Source organism: Streptomyces katrae (assembly GCF_000717655.1).
Taxonomy (GTDB): domain Bacteria; phylum Actinomycetota; class Actinomycetes; order Streptomycetales; family Streptomycetaceae; genus Streptomyces; species Streptomyces katrae_B.
Genome location: NZ_JNZY01000005.1, coordinates 132,099 through 147,677 on the forward strand (window position 1 = coordinate 132,099; position 15,579 = coordinate 147,677).

17 protein-coding genes and 1 pseudogene are annotated in these 15,579 nt (G+C 72.6%); 9 read left to right on the top strand and 9 right to left on the bottom strand.

The window, feature by feature from the left end; translation table 11 throughout:
• The first annotated feature begins 34 nt into the window (after positions 1 to 34).
• Positions 35 to 469, top strand: a complete 435-nt coding sequence (locus IF09_RS0108250; protein WP_030293456.1) for a VOC family protein — start codon at positions 35 to 37, stop codon at positions 467 to 469.
• A gap of 78 nt (positions 470 to 547) precedes the next feature.
• Positions 548 to 765: pseudogene (locus IF09_RS46815) on the top strand (EamA family transporter); the annotation flags it as partial.
• A gap of 75 nt (positions 766 to 840) precedes the next feature.
• On the opposite strand, the gene IF09_RS0108255 reads toward IF09_RS46815, so the two are convergent.
• On the bottom strand, positions 841 to 2,067 hold the full coding sequence (locus tag IF09_RS0108255) for an MFS transporter (protein ID WP_037634321.1): 1,227 nt from the start codon (positions 2,065 to 2,067) through the stop codon (positions 841 to 843).
• Between the two features lie 117 nt (positions 2,068 to 2,184).
• Here IF09_RS0108255 and IF09_RS0108260 point away from each other — a divergent pair, with 117 nt between their 5' ends.
• Complete coding sequence (locus IF09_RS0108260; protein WP_030293458.1) at positions 2,185 to 3,168, top strand: ArsR/SmtB family transcription factor; 984 nt, start codon at positions 2,185 to 2,187, stop codon at positions 3,166 to 3,168.
• Between the two features lie 33 nt (positions 3,169 to 3,201).
• On the opposite strand, the gene IF09_RS0108265 is transcribed toward IF09_RS0108260, so the two are convergent.
• Positions 3,202 to 4,479: an Nramp family divalent metal transporter gene (locus IF09_RS0108265; protein WP_030293459.1), complete on the bottom strand. Its 1,278-nt coding sequence runs from the start codon at positions 4,477 to 4,479 to the stop codon at positions 3,202 to 3,204.
• A 321-nt stretch (positions 4,480 to 4,800) separates the two neighbouring features.
• Between IF09_RS0108265 and IF09_RS0108270 the strand changes: the two genes are divergently transcribed.
• Both IF09_RS0108270 and IF09_RS0108275 read left to right on the top strand, forming a co-directional pair.
• Positions 4,801 to 6,309, top strand: coding sequence for an APC family permease (locus IF09_RS0108270; protein ID WP_030293460.1), 1,509 nt, complete (start codon positions 4,801 to 4,803; stop codon positions 6,307 to 6,309).
• 25 nt (positions 6,310 to 6,334) lie between these two features.
• The gene (locus IF09_RS0108275; protein WP_030293462.1) at positions 6,335 to 6,763 is read left to right on the top strand and encodes a universal stress protein; all 429 of its coding nucleotides are present in this window, start codon (positions 6,335 to 6,337) and stop codon (positions 6,761 to 6,763) included.
• Positions 6,764 to 6,881: 118 nt separating this feature from the next.
• On the opposite strand, the gene IF09_RS0108280 is transcribed toward IF09_RS0108275, so the two are convergent.
• From IF09_RS0108280 to IF09_RS0108290, 3 genes are all read right to left on the bottom strand, one after another.
• Entirely contained in the window at positions 6,882 to 7,262 is a 381-nt protein-coding gene (locus tag IF09_RS0108280; protein ID WP_030293464.1) for a VOC family protein, read from the bottom strand.
• Positions 7,263 to 7,379: 117 nt separating this feature from the next.
• Positions 7,380 to 8,294, bottom strand: coding sequence for a hypothetical protein (locus IF09_RS0108285; protein WP_158709932.1), 915 nt, complete (start codon positions 8,292 to 8,294; stop codon positions 7,380 to 7,382).
• Positions 8,295 to 8,329: 35 nt separating this feature from the next.
• Positions 8,330 to 9,745, bottom strand: coding sequence for a DUF6493 family protein (locus IF09_RS0108290; protein WP_051832216.1), 1,416 nt, complete (start codon positions 9,743 to 9,745; stop codon positions 8,330 to 8,332).
• Positions 9,746 to 9,955: 210 nt separating this feature from the next.
• On the opposite strand from IF09_RS0108290, the gene IF09_RS0108295 reads away from it, so the two are divergent.
• On the top strand, positions 9,956 to 10,558 hold the full coding sequence (locus IF09_RS0108295; protein WP_051832218.1) for a putative glycolipid-binding domain-containing protein: 603 nt from the start codon (positions 9,956 to 9,958) through the stop codon (positions 10,556 to 10,558).
• A 55-nt stretch (positions 10,559 to 10,613) separates the two neighbouring features.
• Here the strand turns inward: IF09_RS0108295 and IF09_RS0108300 are convergent, their stop codons facing one another.
• Positions 10,614 to 11,069 (bottom strand): Rieske (2Fe-2S) protein, encoded by a 456-nt coding sequence (locus IF09_RS0108300; RefSeq protein ID WP_030293481.1) that lies wholly within the window; start codon positions 11,067 to 11,069, stop codon positions 10,614 to 10,616.
• A 151-nt stretch (positions 11,070 to 11,220) separates the two neighbouring features.
• On the opposite strand from IF09_RS0108300, the gene IF09_RS0108305 reads away from it, so the two are divergent.
• The gene (locus tag IF09_RS0108305) at positions 11,221 to 11,751 is read left to right on the top strand and encodes a TQO small subunit DoxD (protein WP_234320915.1); all 531 of its coding nucleotides are present in this window, start codon (positions 11,221 to 11,223) and stop codon (positions 11,749 to 11,751) included.
• Between the two features lie 18 nt (positions 11,752 to 11,769).
• Here the strand turns inward: IF09_RS0108305 and IF09_RS46820 are convergent, their stop codons facing one another.
• Positions 11,770 to 12,249, bottom strand: a complete 480-nt coding sequence (locus IF09_RS46820; RefSeq protein ID WP_234320916.1) for a hypothetical protein — start codon at positions 12,247 to 12,249, stop codon at positions 11,770 to 11,772.
• A 109-nt stretch (positions 12,250 to 12,358) separates the two neighbouring features.
• Positions 12,359 to 12,646 (bottom strand): hypothetical protein, encoded by a 288-nt coding sequence (locus IF09_RS0108315; protein ID WP_158709933.1) that lies wholly within the window; start codon positions 12,644 to 12,646, stop codon positions 12,359 to 12,361.
• A 415-nt stretch (positions 12,647 to 13,061) separates the two neighbouring features.
• Between IF09_RS0108315 and IF09_RS0108320 the strand changes: the two genes are divergently transcribed.
• Both IF09_RS0108320 and IF09_RS0108325 read left to right on the top strand, forming a co-directional pair.
• Positions 13,062 to 14,081 carry a GlxA family transcriptional regulator gene (locus IF09_RS0108320; RefSeq protein WP_030293500.1) on the top strand — a complete coding sequence of 340 codons (1,020 nt, stop codon included), beginning with the start codon at positions 13,062 to 13,064 and terminating at the stop codon, positions 14,079 to 14,081.
• Between the two features lie 86 nt (positions 14,082 to 14,167).
• A complete protein-coding gene (locus tag IF09_RS0108325; protein WP_030293501.1) occupies positions 14,168 to 14,938 on the top strand; it encodes an MBL fold metallo-hydrolase in 771 nt (256 codons plus the stop codon).
• A 21-nt stretch (positions 14,939 to 14,959) separates the two neighbouring features.
• Here IF09_RS0108325 and IF09_RS0108330 read toward each other — a convergent pair whose 3' ends face one another.
• Positions 14,960 to 15,559: a DM13 domain-containing protein gene (locus IF09_RS0108330; RefSeq protein WP_078613121.1), complete on the bottom strand. Its 600-nt coding sequence runs from the start codon at positions 15,557 to 15,559 to the stop codon at positions 14,960 to 14,962.
• Positions 15,560 to 15,579 lie beyond the last annotated feature (20 nt).

Below are 15,579 nucleotides of genomic sequence, written 5' to 3' on the forward strand. Positions count from 1 at the left end.
GAGTCGACGAAAGACCCGCCTCTAAGATGGGCCAATGGCATCGATCAAGCAGTTCCAAGTCACCTTCGACTGCGCAGAACCTACGCGCGTCGCTCGTTTCTGGTCCGAGGTGTTGGGGTACGTCGCACCGCCGCCGGAGGGGTTCGCCACTTGGGAAGACTTCGATCGCGCCGTGCCGCCTGAGCAGCAGGGTCCGGCGTACGCATCATGCGCCGATCCCACAGGCGTGGGCCCCCGGCTGTTCTTCCAGCGCGTCCCCGAAGGCAAGGTCGTCAAGAACCGGGTGCATCTTGACGTGCGGGTCGGCACGGGGCTCGTGGGTGAAGAGCGCCTGGCCGCACTCGAGGCCGCATGCGCACGGCTGATCCCCCTCGGCGCGGTACGCGGACAGCTGCTGCTTGCCGATGGCGTCAACGAGTCGTGCCTCTTGATGCAGGACATCGAGGGCAACGAGTTCTGCCTCGACTGAGCGGCGGCGAACGCCGTCCCATTGGCGCCGACTCTCTGATCCGGAAGCACCCTTCGCCTGCCCCCGAGCAGGCAGCGGTCGTCCGTGATCCCCCTGGGCACGTACGCCTTGGAACGGCTGGCCCTGGGGCGGCTTCGGGCCGCGACGTTCGCAGTGCTGATGGGCCTGGCGCCGGCACTCGCGGCACTGGCGGGGTTCCTGGTGCGGGGCAGACGCTGTCGGCGCTGGAGTGCGCGGCCGTCGCGCTGGTGGTGGCGGCGAGCGCAGGCGCCGTCCGTACCGCGGTCCGCTCCGGGGCGCGGAGCGGGCACGAAGGTGTACGGCACGCACGGGACCCCGCATCCGGCCCGTGGCGCCGACGGTGCTCCGCGTCATCCACCGGCCGTCGATCCCGAGGGAGCGGGCGCATGCTCGGGCCGGCTCCCCCGCACTCGCGAAGGCACGGGCGTCGTCGCGAGGTGGCGGGCCAGGGCCAGTGCGGCGAGCAGCGCCACGAGCAGGCACACGCCCCACCACCCAGCCCGGCCGTAGATGCGCACTCCGAGCCAGGAACCCGCGCTGCCGCCCAGGTAGACACAGGTCATGTACGCGGTGTTCAGCCTGCCGCGGGCCTCGGGGCGCACGGCGAAGACCCGCGCCTGATTGGCGACCATGCCGGACTGCATCGCCAGGTCGAGCAGGAGCGTCCCGATCGCCAGGGCGGTGAACCCCGCCGGCCCGCCCGAGGCGCCGGCAGCGAGCACCACGGCGGAAAGGAGCACCCCGAGCAGGCAGACGAGGTTCACCGGGCCGGGCCCCCTGCGGTCCACCAGGCGTCCGGCGAGCGGCGTACAGAGCATGGTGGCGGCGCCGACCAGGGCGAGCATCCCGACCGCCTGGCCGCCCAAGCCGTAGGCCGGGCCGGTGAGAAGGAGCGCCAGACAGGTCCACACGGCCGAGAACCCGGCGAAGACAGAGGCCTGGTAGACGCAGGAGCGGCGCAGCTCGGGCTCGGCGCGCAGCAGGCGCAGCGGCTCGGTCAGCAGTGTCCGGTACGGCTCGCGCGAGGGCGCGGCCGCGGCCGGTACCGTGGAGCCGAGGACGCCCGCCAGCAGCAGGACGACCATCCCGGCCACCAGGTAGGGGGCCCGCCAGCCCAGCCATTCGCCAAGCGTCCCGCTGAACGTGCGGGCCAGCAGCATGCCGCCGATGGACCCGCTCAGCAACGTGCCCATCACCGCCCCGCGGCGGTCGGCTGCCACGAGCCCGGCTGCCAGCGGGGCGATGACCTGCGCGGCCACGGTGGTGACCCCGATGAGGCCGCTGGCGGCGGCGAGGAGCGCCAGGGTGGGTGCGCAACCCGCGGCGAGCAGGCCCAGGCCGGTGAGGGCGAGCAGGGTGACGAGGAACGGGCGGTACGCAAGACGGTCGGCCAGCGGCACCAGCAGGAAGATGCCGGCCGTGTAGCCGACTTGAGTGGCGGTCACCACGATGGAGGCGGCACCGGGAGAGGTGTGCAGACCGGCGGCGATCAGCGGGACGATCGCCTGCGGGAAGTAGAGGTTGCCCACGGCGACGGCGCAGGTCAGGGACAGGATCAGCACCATCCTGCGGTTCATGTCAGTCCACCGGCCCGTCGTCGGGCGCGGCTGTGCACCGTGCAGGAGTCGTGTGTGTCATGTGCGGAAGTCCACGGCACCCGCGTTGCGCTGCCAATTGATGTAGCGTTCCGCTTAATGATCAGCTTCGTGCTCGGTGTCGAGGACCTCGCGGACACCCGGTTCGCGCTCTCGCCCCTGAGCGAAACCATCTTCAGTCTGCGCGTGCTGCGCGACCCGGGCCTGTCCGCGGTGCACCTCCCGTGGCGCCGGTCCGTCCTCGGCCGGCTCGACGGGCTCGACACCGGTCTGCTGATGTCCCTGGTGGCCCAGCGGCTCACCCTTCCCGACTTCCTGACGCCGCGCCCGACGAGCTTCTCCCCCTCCTTCGAGGAGGAACTGGCCGTCGTCCGCGCGGCCTCCCCGGACCTGGTGCGCCGCGACCTGTCGGCCGCCCACGCACCGGATCCGCTGCCCGAGGCCCTGCGCGGTGCCCTGGCCACAGACGATGCGCAGGTCCTCGAAGTCCGCGATGCCATCTGCGAGCTCTTGCAGCGGTACTGGGAGATCGCCGTCGAGCCGATGTGGCCCCGGATGCGGCTGCTGCTCGAAGCCGACATGACCTACCGGGCCCGGCAGTTGGCCATGGGCGGCGCCCGCCTGCTGTTCGCCGGAATGCATCCGAACCTGAGCTGGCAGGACGGAGTGCTGCACATCGACAAGATGATCAGCAGGCACCAGGTCGCCGCGTCCGGGCGAGGGCTGCTGCTCGTGCCTTCCGTGTTCGCCCACAAGCCCGCGCCCCCGGTCAGCCCCGAGGAACCACCGCTGCTGATGTACCCCAGCCGTGGGGTGGCGACGATGTGGGCCCCGGCGCCGACGGCCGACGCGCCCGCTCTCGTGGCGCTGCTCGGCGCGCCCAGGGCCCGGCTGCTCGGCCTCCTCACCGAGCCGCTGCCCACGGTCGAGATCGCGCGCCGCTTCCGGGTCACCCCGAGCGCCGTGTCCCAGCACCTGCGCGTCCTGCACGCCACGGGCCTGGTCACCCGGGCCCGTGACGGACGGCAGGTGTTGTACCGACGCAGCCCGCTGGGCGACCAGCTGGCCGGCCCGCACTCCTGATCGCCCGTCGGCCCCGCTCCCCGTAACGCCCTGTCACCAGGGCAGTTCCCGGACCTGCTGTACGCACAGCACGACGAACAGCAGCCCGGCTGCCGCCAGCATCGCGTTGCTCAGCAGGCCGTTGCGCCAACCGGCGGGTGTACGTGAGCTGTTGAGCAGCCACAGCAGGGTGAGGGCCAGGAACGGCATGAAGAACGCGCCGATGACCCCGTATACGATGACGAGCCCGAACGGCTGGTCGAGGAAGAGCAGGCTGACCGGCGGAAAAGTCAGCCAGAGCAGGTAGGCCCGGAACGGCAGGGACTTCTCGCGGCTCGTCCCGTCCGGGACGAGGGACGGACGGTACTTCGTCACGAAGTCGGCGAACATCAGGCTCACGCCGTGCCACACGCCGATCAGCGAGGTGAAGGACGTCGCGAAGAAGCCGACCAGGAAGAGCTGGGCGGTCGGTGTTCCGTAGCGGTCCGCGAGGATGTCGGTGAGGTCGAGCAGCCCCCGGTCACCCTTCGCGATCGCCACGCCGGAGGAGTGCAGCAGCTCGGCACCGACGAAGAGCATGGCCACGACGAAGATGCCGGTGGTGACGTAGGCGACCCGGTTGTCCAGGCGCATCACCTTCATCCAGCCCGCGTCGGTCCAGCCCTTGGCGTTGACCCAGTAGCCGTAGGCGGCCAGGGTGATCGTGCCGCCGACACCGCCGATGAGGCCGAGCGTGTAGATCAGCGAACCGTCCGGGAGGACGGGCGCGAGGCCGGCGAAGGCGGCGCCGAGGTGCGGCGTGACCCGGACCGCGAGATACACGGTGACGAGGAACATGACGCCGACCAGCACCGTCATGACCTTCTCGAAGACGGCGTACCGGTTGAACCAGACGAACACCAGACCCACCAGGCCGCACAGGACGGCCCAGGCCTTCAGGTCCATGGTGTCCGGGAAGAGCGCGGCGAGCGGCAGGGCGCTGGAGGACATCGCGGCGGCGCCGTAGACGAAGCCCCAGACGACGACGTACCCGGCGAAGTACACCGTGGTCCAGGATCCGAGGCTGCGCCAGCCGTCGAAGAGCGTGCGTCCGGTGGCGAGATGCCAGCGCCCGGCGGCTTCCGCGAGGGAGATCTTGACGAGGCAGCCGATCACCGCCGCCCACAGCAGGGTGTAGCCGAACTTGCTGCCCGCGATGAGCGTGGCCACGAGGTCTCCGGCGCCCACGCCGGTCGCGGCGACGACGACGCCGGGGCCGATGTAGCGCCAGTTCGCCTTGCGCGGGGCACTGTTCCCGCTCTCGCCCGTGCCGGTCTGCAGGGTCTCCGCCATACGTATGCCGCCTTCCCGTTCGCACCTGCGGTGGCCCGGTCACCCAAGCGGCTCGGCGGCGGCCGCGCAAGAGGCCCTCCCTGGTCACCGGACGGCCGAGGGCCGCGCGAGGTGCCCTCCGGGGCAGGGTCGCTCCCACTCCGCGCCGCTCCGCCGCCCACCGGGCACCCCGGAATCGCGCACGTGACGAAACCCCTCTTTCGCCGTCCCCGTCCTGGCGGCCGTCCTCACCATCGGCCCGGTCACCGTGGCCGCGACCGCGGGCCCCCGGACAGCGCACGCACCTCGCGCAGCGACGCCGGGTGCATGACGATTGGCTGTATGGCCCAGGACAGTGCCGGCGGCGCAGCGGGCGCGGAAATCCCGAACGCGGAGCTCAAACACAACGCGATCGGCTTCCTCGACGCGCTCGTCATCGGCCTGAACTCCACGTCGCCCGCCTACTCGCTGGCCGCTGTCATCGGGCCGATCGTGGCGCTGGCCGGGATCTACGCGCCGGGCGTGATGCTGGCGTCGTTCGTTCCGATGCTGCTGATCGCCGCCGCCTTCTACTACCTCAACAAGGTCGACCAGGACTGCGGGACCACGTTCTCCTGGGTGACGCGGGCCATGGGCCCCTGGGCGGGCTGGCTCGGCGGCTGGGCGATCACGATGACCGGCGTCCTGGTCATCGGTTCGCTGGCCGACGTCGCCGTCAACTTCGGCCTGCTCGCCGTCGGCCTCGACTCGTGGGCCGACAACACGGTGATCCGGCAGACCCTCACCGTCGTGGTGATCCTCGCCATGACCGCCATCTGTGTCATCGGCACCGAGCTGTCGGCCCACCTCCAGGACATACTGATCCTCGCCCAGGTCTTCTTCCTCCTCGCCTTCTCCGTGGTCGCCCTCTACCGCGTCTACTCCGGCACCAGCACCCTCGACTCCATCGAGCCGTCCCTCAGCTGGCTCAACCCCTTCGGCGCGGGCGGCGCCGCCCTCACCGGCGGGCTGCTGCTCGGCGTGTTCATCTACTGGGGATGGGAGTCCGCGGTGAACCTCACCGAGGAGGTGAAGAACTCCGCCACGGCGCCGGGCAGGGCCGGGATCTGGTCGACCGTGGTCCTGTTGGTGACCTACCTGTCCGTGGGCTTCGCCATCGTCGGCTACGCCGGAACCGCCTTCCTCGCCGAGAACGCGGACGAGGAGGAGGCCATCTTCGCCGTGCTCGCGCACGAGGTGATGGGCGGCTGGGACTGGATGGTGCTCCTCGCCGTCTGCACGTCCGCGCTCGCCTCGACCCAGACGACGATCATCCCGGCCTCCCGGACGGCCTTGTCGATGGCCCGGCGGCACGCTCTGCCGCCGGGCCTCGCACACATCCACCCGCGGTTCCGGACCCCGGACGTGAGCACGTGGTGGGTCGCCGGCATCGCCATCGCCTGGTACCTCATCGTCAACCAGATCAGCGAGAACGCCCTCCTGGACTCGCTGACGGCGCTCTCCCTGCTCATCGCCTTCTACTACGCGCTGACGGGGGTGGCGTGCGCCGTCTACTACCGCCGCCACCTGCTGGAGAACCTGCACAACTTCCTGCTCATCGGCGTCGGGCCGCTGATCGGCGCAGGTCTGCTGGCCTGGCTGCTGGAGGAGTCGATCGACGACATGTCGAATCCGGAGAACTCGGCCGGCGGGGGTTCCTGGTTCGGCCTCGGCCCACCGCTCGTGATCGGGATCGGGATCGCCGTGGTCGGCGTACTGATCATGTGCTTCTGGCGGGTACGCGACGGCAGGTTCTGGCAGGAGCGGCGGAGCGTGGTCGATCCGGAGCTCGTCCACGGCAGGAAGCGGTAGCCCGGCGGTCCGGAAGGAGTACCTGATGTCCGTGGTCCTGGGGTACGACGAATCACCCGGCGCGGAACGGGCCCTGCAGGTGGCCCTCGAGGTGGCCACCGCCTTCGGCGAACCGCTCGTCCTCGTCTACGGTGCCGCCGCGCCCGGGGCCGCCGGGGAGGAGTACGTGGCGCACCGGGAGGCCGTCCGGCAGGCGGGGCGCAGCGCCCTCGCACGGGCCGTCGAGGCCGCCGACGAGGCGGGCGTCCCGTCGACGGTCGAAGTGGTCGACGAGAAACCGGCCCAGGCCCTGCTCGACGCCGCGGAGCGGCACCGCGCGCGGGTCGTCATCGTCGGCAGCTGGGGGGACAGCCCGATCCGCGGCGCCCTGCTGGGCTCCACCCCGCACAAACTGCTGCACCTGTCGCCGGTCCCGGTGCTGTGCGTGCCGACGCGGGGCGACACCGAGGAGTAGGCGCACGGGCGGCGCGCCACGTGACGCGGGACGTGGCCAAGTCGGCGAAATCGGGCTGGGCGGTCGCGGCCGGCCGCTGCGGCGCCGTCGAGGCCCTGGTCAGGGCCCTGTGCCTGACCTACATCCCGTTCGGCTGGAGCACGGAGAGGATGTTCCCGGCCGGGTCCTTGAACCATGCGATCGCGGGGCCGGGCGTCTCCCGGGCGATTCCCTTGGCGTCCTGGTCGAACGCCTCGTACCGCTCGAACGTCACGCCCCGGGACGCCAGTTCATCGACGGCCTGGTCGATGTCGTCCACGGGGAAGTTCAAAACGGTGAAGGTCGCGGCCTCGTGATTCTCCTTCGGGTACAGCATGACGTCGGTGTTCCCCGCGAGGTGCAGGGTCAACAGGCCGTTCTCCTCGGACACCCGCAGTCCGAGCGTCTCGCCGTAGAAGCCCTTGGCGCCCTCGATGTTGTCCACCGAGTAGCCGCTGAATCCCTTGCTGTCTCCCAGCATGGTGGTCGCCCTCCGTTCGCCGCAGCTCATCCGGCATCGGCCCCCTGGCTCCAGTGTCCCTCCGGTCGCCCCCGGTCGCCCGGCGGCCGGGGTGACCGGGAGCGGGCGGCTCGCCCGTCACTCCTCCGCTCCCGGCAACTCCGCCAGCCGGTCGGCGGCCGCATCCGCCTTGCGGCGCGCCGCGCCCGCCGCGCGGACGGCGTCCCGGACCCGGCCGGTGGCTTCGGCCAGGGCGCGCCGCGCTTCGGTCCGTCCGGTCCGCACCTCGCGCAGCCGCCGTTCCAGCTCGGCGACCCGGGCGTCGGCTTCGGCCAGCGCCTGCTCGTGGTCGCGCTGTCCCCGTTCGGCCTCGCGCAGCTCCGCCTCCCGTGCCGTGGCCTCGGCCCCGGTCTCCTCGGCCTTACGGCGGGCCTGTTCCTGCCGGGCCCGGCGCTGCTCCGCCTCGCGGGAGGGCTTCGGCTTCGGCTTCGGCTTCGGCTTCGGCGGGGCCTCGGTCCGGGTGACGGCGGGCTGCGGGCGTACGGGGGCCGTGGCGGGAAGTCCCGTGAAACCGACCGGCGGGGTCAGCGCGGTGGCCAGGCGTCCGCTCGACCACTGCTCGGCGGCGTCCGGATCGGCGAGGGCGGCGTGGAGGGTCTGCTCCACCTCGTGCGCGACGCTCTCGCTGACCGCCTGGCCGTCCTCCTCTGCCAGTTGCCGGGCGGTACGCGCCAGTGCGGCGACCACCACGTGCCGCTGGTGGGACAGGTCTTTCAGCTGGGTGCCGTCCAACGACCGGTGGGCCCGGCGCAGCGCTTCGCCGAGCTCGAGGAAGGCGGCCGCCTCCTTCGGGCGCCGCCGCACCAGCAGGTTCGAGACGAACGCCGCCCGTGTGGGGCGCCGCAGCCCCGCGATGGCCCTGGCCGCCTGCGCCTGCCCGTCCTTCCGGGCCTTGGCCGCCCGCTCGTCCCGGACCTCGGTGAACCGGGCCGGGACCAGCCCGTACAGCTCGTCGGCAACCGCATCCACATCCACATCCACATCGACGTCCACGACATCCACCATGACGCACACCGGGTCCTGCGGCGTTACGGGCACCGCCCGGCCAGTACGTCGCGCAGCCGGCGGGCCTCCCGTACCGACTGCGCCGAGCCCGGCCGGGCGGCCAGCGCATCGACCTCGGCGACGGTGCCACGCGCGGCGCAGCCCTGCGCACAGTCCGCGGCCAACGCCAGCAGCGGAACGTGCGGCCGGGCCACGGCTCCCGACTGCACCGCCGCCAGCAGCCCGGGCAGCATCGCAGCCAGCACGGGCCACACCGCCCCGGCGCCGGCAGCCGCGGCGCGGGCCAGCGACTCCGTCACCACCGGCAGCCGCAGGGTGCCCAGCAGCACCAGCCGGGCCAGCTCGCCGCCCAGCAGCGCGCCCTCCAGGCCGCCCTGCGCGGCCAGGACCAGCAAGGCCTCGACGGCCGCCTCCCGGTCGGCGTCGGGGCGCGCGCCGAGCCCGTACGCCAGGGCCAGATGGACGGCGGGTCCGGCCGGCCCCGGGCTCTGCGCCAGCGCGGGCAGGAACTCGGGGCTGCCCGCCCGGTCCTGGTCGGCCGTGGCCGCGACCTCCGTCAACAGCCGGGCCGCCACGATCTCGGGATGCCACGGCAGTGCGGCGACGGCATGCCGCTCCCGGTGTCCCAGCAGCAGATGGTTGCAGCCGATCAGCGGCTCGAAGCCACGGAACAGCGACCAGAACGCCCGGGGGAAGTCACCCCGTCCGTCCAGGGGTTCGGTCCCGACGAGGACCCGGCGCCCCACCCGGGCCCCGTACCGGCGGCTCGGCCGCTCCGGCGCCCCCGGCTCCCGCACCACGGCCGCACCCGGCTGCGGCAGCCCGCCCGCGCGCAGCCATGCGGCGATGCGCGGGCCCTCGGGCAGCGCCAGCTCGGCCGCCGCGCCCACGACGTCCTCGTCGGCGGGGCCGCCGCAGCAGCGCAGCAGCGCCTGCCCCAGGTCGGCGGGCCCCGGCCGGGCGCCTTCCTGCTCGTACTCGGTGAGCCGCATGACCAGGTCGTACGGGTCCACGGCGCCGTCGGCCCGGCTCGGCGTGGCCAGCAGCATCGGCACGGTCTCGCCGTGCCGCAGCCACCCGCAGATCTCCGCGATCCGTGCGCCGACCACGTGGAGGACCGCCTCGTGCTGGCAGGTCTCCAGCCATGCCCCGGCCTCACGCCGGTCCGCCGCCGCCCGCTCCTCGACCGGCCCTGCGGCGCACCGCACGACGGCCAGCAGCCGCGCGGCGGCGCGAACCCGCGGCTGATGCACACCACCCCAGCGCTCCGCGACCGGGCGCAGCGCCTCAGCGAGCGCCCCTCGATCCCGTACGGCCCACCGGACCACGGCATCGAGCAGCGCTTCGTACGCCGTCACGGTTCCGCCGTCCCCGTCGATCAGCTCCGCGGCCGATCCCGCCAGCACGGCGAGCGGTGCGGGTACGGCTTCCTCGGCCACGTGCCCCACCTGTTCCCCTTCCCCCTGTCCGCCCGGAACTCGGGCGGCGCGCGAGGATAACAAGCCCGGCAGGGTGGGGAAGCCGAGCCGGAACCCGCCTGCGGCAGGCGGTCCGTGCCGCCAGGAGCCCCCGCTCGGGGCCACACGGACGGGTGGCCCCGCCACGGAAGTGCCTACGGGTCCGCCGTCGTCGTGCGGGAAGATCACCTCATGGACGATTTCGTACGCTTCACCCGCACCTGGCACGTCTCGGCCAGCAAGGGATACGACACCGCTTGGGGGGAGTTCGAGGGAGACCGGCTCCACGCGCGGGGCCGGGCACTCGCCCTGGAGGGCGGCCCCTACTGGGTCGGCTACCGGCTCGAGACCGGGCCGCGCTTCGTCACCCGCTCGCTGCACGTCAGCGTGGAGGGGCCGGGCCACGCGAAGCGCGAACTCGTGCTGTGCCGCGACGACGACGGGCGGTGGACGGTCGACGGGCAGGCGCGTGCCGAGTTCGACGGCGCCCTCGACTGCGACCTCGGTCTCTGCCCTCTGACCAACACCATGCCCGTACGCCGCCACGGGCTCCACCTCGCCGGTGAACAGGCCCCCGAGCAGCAGTTCCTGATGGCCTGGGTGGCCGTACCGGAACTGACCGTGACCCCGTCCACGCAGACGTACACCCCTCTCGGCGGTCACCGGGTGCGGTACTCGTCCGAAGGCTTCCGCAGTGACGTGGAGTTCGACAGCACCGGACTCGTCCTCGACTACCCGGGGCTGGCCACCGCCCACCTGGGTGACGACGGCACGTACCGCGACAACGGAAGCTGACGTCGACGGTGCGGGCGTCCGCCGCCGGGCTCGGCGAGTCCGGCGGCGGACCGGTTCAGGCGAGGGAGATCTTGTCGCCCTCCACCGATATCTTCGCCGCCGCCAGCGGACGGGTGGCGGGGCCGCCGGCGACCGTGCCGTCCGCGATCTTGAAGAGGCTCTGGTGGCAGGGGCAGACGATGTTTCCGTCCTTGACCGTCGCGACCGAGCAGCCCTGATGCGTACAAGTCGCCGAGAAGGCCTTGAACTGACCCGCCATCGGCTGGGTGACCACCACCTTCTGGTCCTTGAACACCTTGCCGCCGCCGACCGGGATCTCCGACGTCTGCGCGAGCGCCTGCCCGCCTCCTGCGCCGCCGCCGCTGCCACCGCCCGCGGAGGGTGCGGCGGCCGGCGCGTCGCCGGCTGCTGTGTCCGACCCGCCGTCGCTGCCGCAGCCGCTCAGGACGGTGCCTGCCAGCGTGGCGGCACCCGCCGCGAGAACCGTGCGCCGACGCGTGGTGTCACCCATGGCCGTATCTCCTTCTCGTACCGGAAGCGGACCGAAGCATCCCTTACCACTCCAGCCTCAGCAGGAACACGCAGCAAAGCAGCGGGCGGTTCAACGCGTCCCTCGCGAATTTCCGGGCGAACCGGAGCACGGGTTCCTGCGTGTCCGGGGTGTGACTACGACATCCTCCGACCTTCGCAGCCGAGCGGCCGAGTACGCACTCCTGCCGCTGCGCCTTTTCCTCGGCACCACCTTCGTCTACGCCGGTCTCGACAAGCTGACCGACGCGGCATTCCTGTCCGCCGCCGGTGACGGCTCGATCGGACAGCAGATGGAAGCCGTACGGGACTCGGCCGCCCTGCCCGGACTGATCGAACTCTCCTCGCAGAACCCGGTGGGCTTCGGCATCGCGATGGCCCTCGGTGAACTGGCCGTCGGGCTGGGGGCCCTGGCGGGGCTCCTGACCCGGGTCGCCGCCCTCGGCGGCGCCCTGATCTCGCTGAGCCTGTGGCTGACCATCAGCTGGCCGACCACCCCGTACTACTACGGCAACGACCTGGCGTACCTGATGGCCTGGACACCGCTGGTCCTCGCGGGAGCCCCGGCGCTCTCGCTCGACGCGCTGTTGCGCCGTCGGCGGCGCGGGTCGGCGTCGGCGCACGCGAGGTCCGGACGGAAGCCGGCCACCGCCGTCCCGTCCTGAACCACGGACAATGCCACGTCAGGTCATGGTCAGGCCGTCAGGCCCCTTGCCGCGGCGGCGCGACGGTGCGGCGTCGAGCAGGGCCCACACCCGGCGCCCGTCGGGCCCGACGTCGCTGCCGCAGCTGACGACCGTACGCAAGGCTGCGAGTTCGGTGAGGACGGCGCCCTCGTCGGGAGCGGAACCGGCGACGTGGCTCAGGGCGACGGCGAGGATGCGGTGGTCCTGATCGGCGAGGTGGACGCTGATCCGCTTGCCGCCGTCGGCGACCGCCGCGTCGACGAGACGCCGTACGGCGGTTTCGAGGTCCGGCTCGTCGAGGTGTTCGTACCCCCAGGACCGCACCGTGGCCGTTGCCCGGGCACCGGCTTTCCTCGCGGCCCACGGGTCCGCGCGGAACGTCAGCCCGGCGGTCTGCCGGTTGCGGATCTCCATCCGCGGGCGGGCCCGGTCCGGTGGCACGTTCGACCCGCCCGCCTCAGCCGGTGTCGTAGTCATGTGAACACGCTACGCGCACGGACGGACTCTCCGAAAGGCCCGCAGGACCAGCGGGGTCGGCGGCCGGCGGAGCCGCGGCCGCACGCACAGGGGTACGGCCGCACCTCGATCAGCCCAGCGTCACGGTGACCAGCGCCGCGGTGACGGTGATCGCCGCGCAGGTCAGCAGTAACGGCCGCCCGGTGGTCAGTACCCACCCGATACCGCTGCACCGGGCGGTGCCCGATGCCGGGTCGTCCCGTAAGGCCGGGCCGTCGACGCCCGCCGCCGGGCGCCCGGGGGCGGCAGCCTCGCGCAGGAGGGCGCACTGGCTGCACTCCTCCGCACCGTGGAGGGACGAGTCGGAGTCGATCCAGTACGCGCCGTTGAGCTCTGCGAAAGACACATCGGGGGTCACGACTGGACGCGTAGAAGCTTCCATGACCGCCAAACGGACCGCCTGCGGCGGAGGCAACGGTGATCACCGCATCCGAGACCGGATCGTCACCGGAACTCCGGCGCCCGGTAGCCGGCTCGATGGTGCGCCAGGGCAGCCGGGCGGCCACCGTACGGGCGGCTGCGACGGGTTCGGCGGTCGGCGGCGCGGGGCATCGGCGCCTTTCCGCCCCACTGGGCCGGCACCGCCATCGCCTGGGACCACCGAGGCCGTCATCGCGGTCGCGTGCGACCGGGTCGCCGCCCATGCGGCCGGCCCCTCGCACGCGCCGGAGTGGTACGAGAACACCGCTTCCGTCGTCCGCCTCGGAGTGATGTCCGGATCCTGCAGATGCCCGTCATTGCAGACGCATGGGCCGGGCCCGGATATTGGGGTCATGAACTCCCGCTCGCACTTCCCCCTCTCCGGCCCCCACGTGGTCGTGTTCGCGATGTTCCCCGGGATCGACGCGCTCGACGTGACGGGGCCGGCGGAGGTCTTCGCCATGACGAACCTCGTGCTGGGGGCCGGACGCCCGGGTCCCGGTCGCGGCTACGAGGTGCACCTGGCCGGTGAGAGGCGCGGTCCGGTGGAGACTTCCGCCGGAGTACGCCTGCACGTGGAGGAACTGTTCTCCGAGCAGGGAACGATCGACACGCTGGTGGTGCCGGGCCGGATCCGGATCGGTGCCGACGGTCCCGAGCCGCATGTCGATCCAGCCGTGGTGGCCTGGCTCCGCGAGGCCGGACCGGACGCGGGCCGGGTCGCTTCGGTGTGCGTGGGCGCGCAGGTGACCGCCGCCGCCGGTCTGCTCGACGGCCACCGGGCGACCACCCACTGGGCCACCGCCGAACGGTTCGCCGCGGACCACCCCGCCGTCGAGGTCGACCCCGATCCCATCTTCGTCCGCTCGGGCCGGATGTGGACGAGCGCCGGCATCACCTCGTCCATGGACCTCGCCCTGGCACTCGTGGCCGAGGACCACGGCGACGAGGTCGCCCTCGAAGTGGCCCGCATCATGGTCATGTACCTCCAGCGGCCGGGCGGCCAGAGCCAGTTCAGCGTGCCCCTTGCCCACCCGGCCGGCAGCCGCGACGATCTGCGCGAACTGCGGCGGTGGATCGGCGAGCACCTCGACGCCGACCTGTCCGTACCCGCGCTCGCCGCACGGATGTCCATGAGCGAGCGGCATTTCGCCCGGGTGTTCCGGGCCGAGACCGGCAGCACGCCCGGCGCCTACGTGGAGAGGATGCGGCTGGAGGCGGCCCGCCGGCTCCTGGAACGCACCTCACGCCTCGCGCCCGACATCGCCCGCGCCTGCGGCTTCGGCTCGGTCGAATCCCTGCACCGCGTCTTCCGCGACCGGCTGGACACCTCTCCGGGCGAGTACCGCAGCCGGTTCCGTACCGCCGCCTGAACCCCGGCCCCGCCACCACGCCGCGCCCGGGCACACCGGGTGCGGCGACGATCCCGCACGCCCTCACCCACCTTGGAGCCACCACCGTGAAGTTCTCCGCCACCCACATCGGCACCGCCACGGTCCTTCTGGAGATCGCAGGCCTGCGCCTGTTGACCGACCCGGTCTTCGATCCCGCGCCCGCCGAATACCGCCACGATCCGGTCGTCCTGCGCAGCACGGCCGGCCCGGCGGTCGCCCTCGCGGACCTGCCGCCGATCGACGCCGTGCTCCTCAGCCACGACGACCACCCCGACAACCTGGACGCCGCCGGCCGCACCCTGCTCGCCGGACGGCCCGTCCTGACCACGCAGAGCGGCGCGGGCCGCCTCGGCGGCCAGGCGGTAGGCCTGGCACCGTGGGCCACGTACGAGCTCACCGTGCGCGGTACGACCCTGCGCATCACCGCCACCCCGGGCGTCCACGGGCCGGTCGGCGACGTCATCGGCTTCGTCATCGAGGCCGAGGGGGACGAGGAGGGACAAGGCGAGGGCGAGGCCGTGTACCTCTCCGGCGACACCGTCTACGTCGACGAACTCGACGCGATAGCCGACCGGTTCAGCATCGGCACCGCCTTCCTCCACCTCGGCGCCGCCCGGATCGCCGCCTTCGGCGACGGCCGGCTCATCACCATGGACGCGGCCCAGGGAGCGGCCCTGACCCGCTCGCTGGGCGCCCGTACGGCCGTCCCCGTGCACTACGCGTCGTGGGAGCACTTCAGCGAGGACCGAGCCGGGATCACGGCCGCCTTCGCCGCGGCGGGCGTCGGCGACCGCCTCCGCTGGCTCACGCCCGGCGCTCGGGAAACACTCGGCTGAGGCGGCGAGGGCGGGGGCCGGTCAGGCGGCCTGGAGGGCCGCGGCGCCGAAGGACACGTTGAAGCGGTCGCACCAGATGGTGACGCTCGAGTAGTCGGCGAGGTTGACGTCGGCCGGGATCTCGTAGTTCTGGTCGCCCTTGTTGCCCTTGAGCTTGCCCAGGCTCACGTACTTGCCGTCGTCGAAGACGAACCAGCCGTCCGCGCCCTCCTTCACCGGCGCGTCGGTCAGCCACACGCGCAGGTCGGGGCCGCTGCTGGTGTCGAGGTTCTCGAGCCGGAGCGTGCGCGAGCCGTCGGGCAGCTTGATGAGCTTCACCGTGCCGGTGGTGCTGTGCTCGTGGCTGATCAGGGAGCCCTGGGCGACCGTCTTCGGCCCCGGCGCCGGAGTGGCTCCCGGCCGCGAGGGCCCCGGGGCGGTGGAGGCGGTGGGCAGCGCCTCGTTGACGGTGGAGTTCTGCCAGAGCTTCCAAGGCTGGGCCCCGTACAGCCCGGCGCCCAGCACCAGCGCGGCCGCGACCAGCACCCAGGCCGGCAGCCGGCGGCGCCGCGGGCGCGTCCCCGACGCCGACCCTGTTGCGGCCCCGGCCCCGGACCCGGCCCCGGTACCCGTACTCGTCATGACAGCCCCTCCTCGTCGAT

What these genes read in the sequence shown, in the direction of transcription:
- IF09_RS0108250 (WP_030293456.1), top strand. Translation starts at nt 35, where the DNA reads ATGGCATCGATCAAGCAGTTCCAAGTCACCTTCGACTGCGCAGAACCT.
- IF09_RS0108255 (WP_037634321.1), bottom strand. Translation starts at nt 2,067, where the DNA reads ATGAACCGCAGGATGGTGCTGATCCTGTCCCTGACCTGCGCCGTCGCC.
- IF09_RS0108260 (WP_030293458.1), top strand. Translation starts at nt 2,185, where the DNA reads ATGATCAGCTTCGTGCTCGGTGTCGAGGACCTCGCGGACACCCGGTTC.
- IF09_RS0108265 (WP_030293459.1), bottom strand. Translation starts at nt 4,479, where the DNA reads ATGGCGGAGACCCTGCAGACCGGCACGGGCGAGAGCGGGAACAGTGCC.
- IF09_RS0108270 (WP_030293460.1), top strand. Translation starts at nt 4,801, where the DNA reads ATGGCCCAGGACAGTGCCGGCGGCGCAGCGGGCGCGGAAATCCCGAAC.
- IF09_RS0108275 (WP_030293462.1), top strand. Translation starts at nt 6,335, where the DNA reads ATGTCCGTGGTCCTGGGGTACGACGAATCACCCGGCGCGGAACGGGCC.
- IF09_RS0108280 (WP_030293464.1), bottom strand. Translation starts at nt 7,262, where the DNA reads ATGCTGGGAGACAGCAAGGGATTCAGCGGCTACTCGGTGGACAACATC.
- IF09_RS0108295 (WP_051832218.1), top strand. Translation starts at nt 9,956, where the DNA reads ATGGACGATTTCGTACGCTTCACCCGCACCTGGCACGTCTCGGCCAGC.
- IF09_RS0108300 (WP_030293481.1), bottom strand. Translation starts at nt 11,069, where the DNA reads ATGGGTGACACCACGCGTCGGCGCACGGTTCTCGCGGCGGGTGCCGCC.
- IF09_RS46820 (WP_234320916.1), bottom strand. Translation starts at nt 12,249, where the DNA reads ATGACTACGACACCGGCTGAGGCGGGCGGGTCGAACGTGCCACCGGAC.
- IF09_RS0108320 (WP_030293500.1), top strand. Translation starts at nt 13,062, where the DNA reads ATGAACTCCCGCTCGCACTTCCCCCTCTCCGGCCCCCACGTGGTCGTG.
- IF09_RS0108330 (WP_078613121.1), bottom strand. Translation starts at nt 15,559, where the DNA reads ATGACGAGTACGGGTACCGGGGCCGGGTCCGGGGCCGGGGCCGCAACA.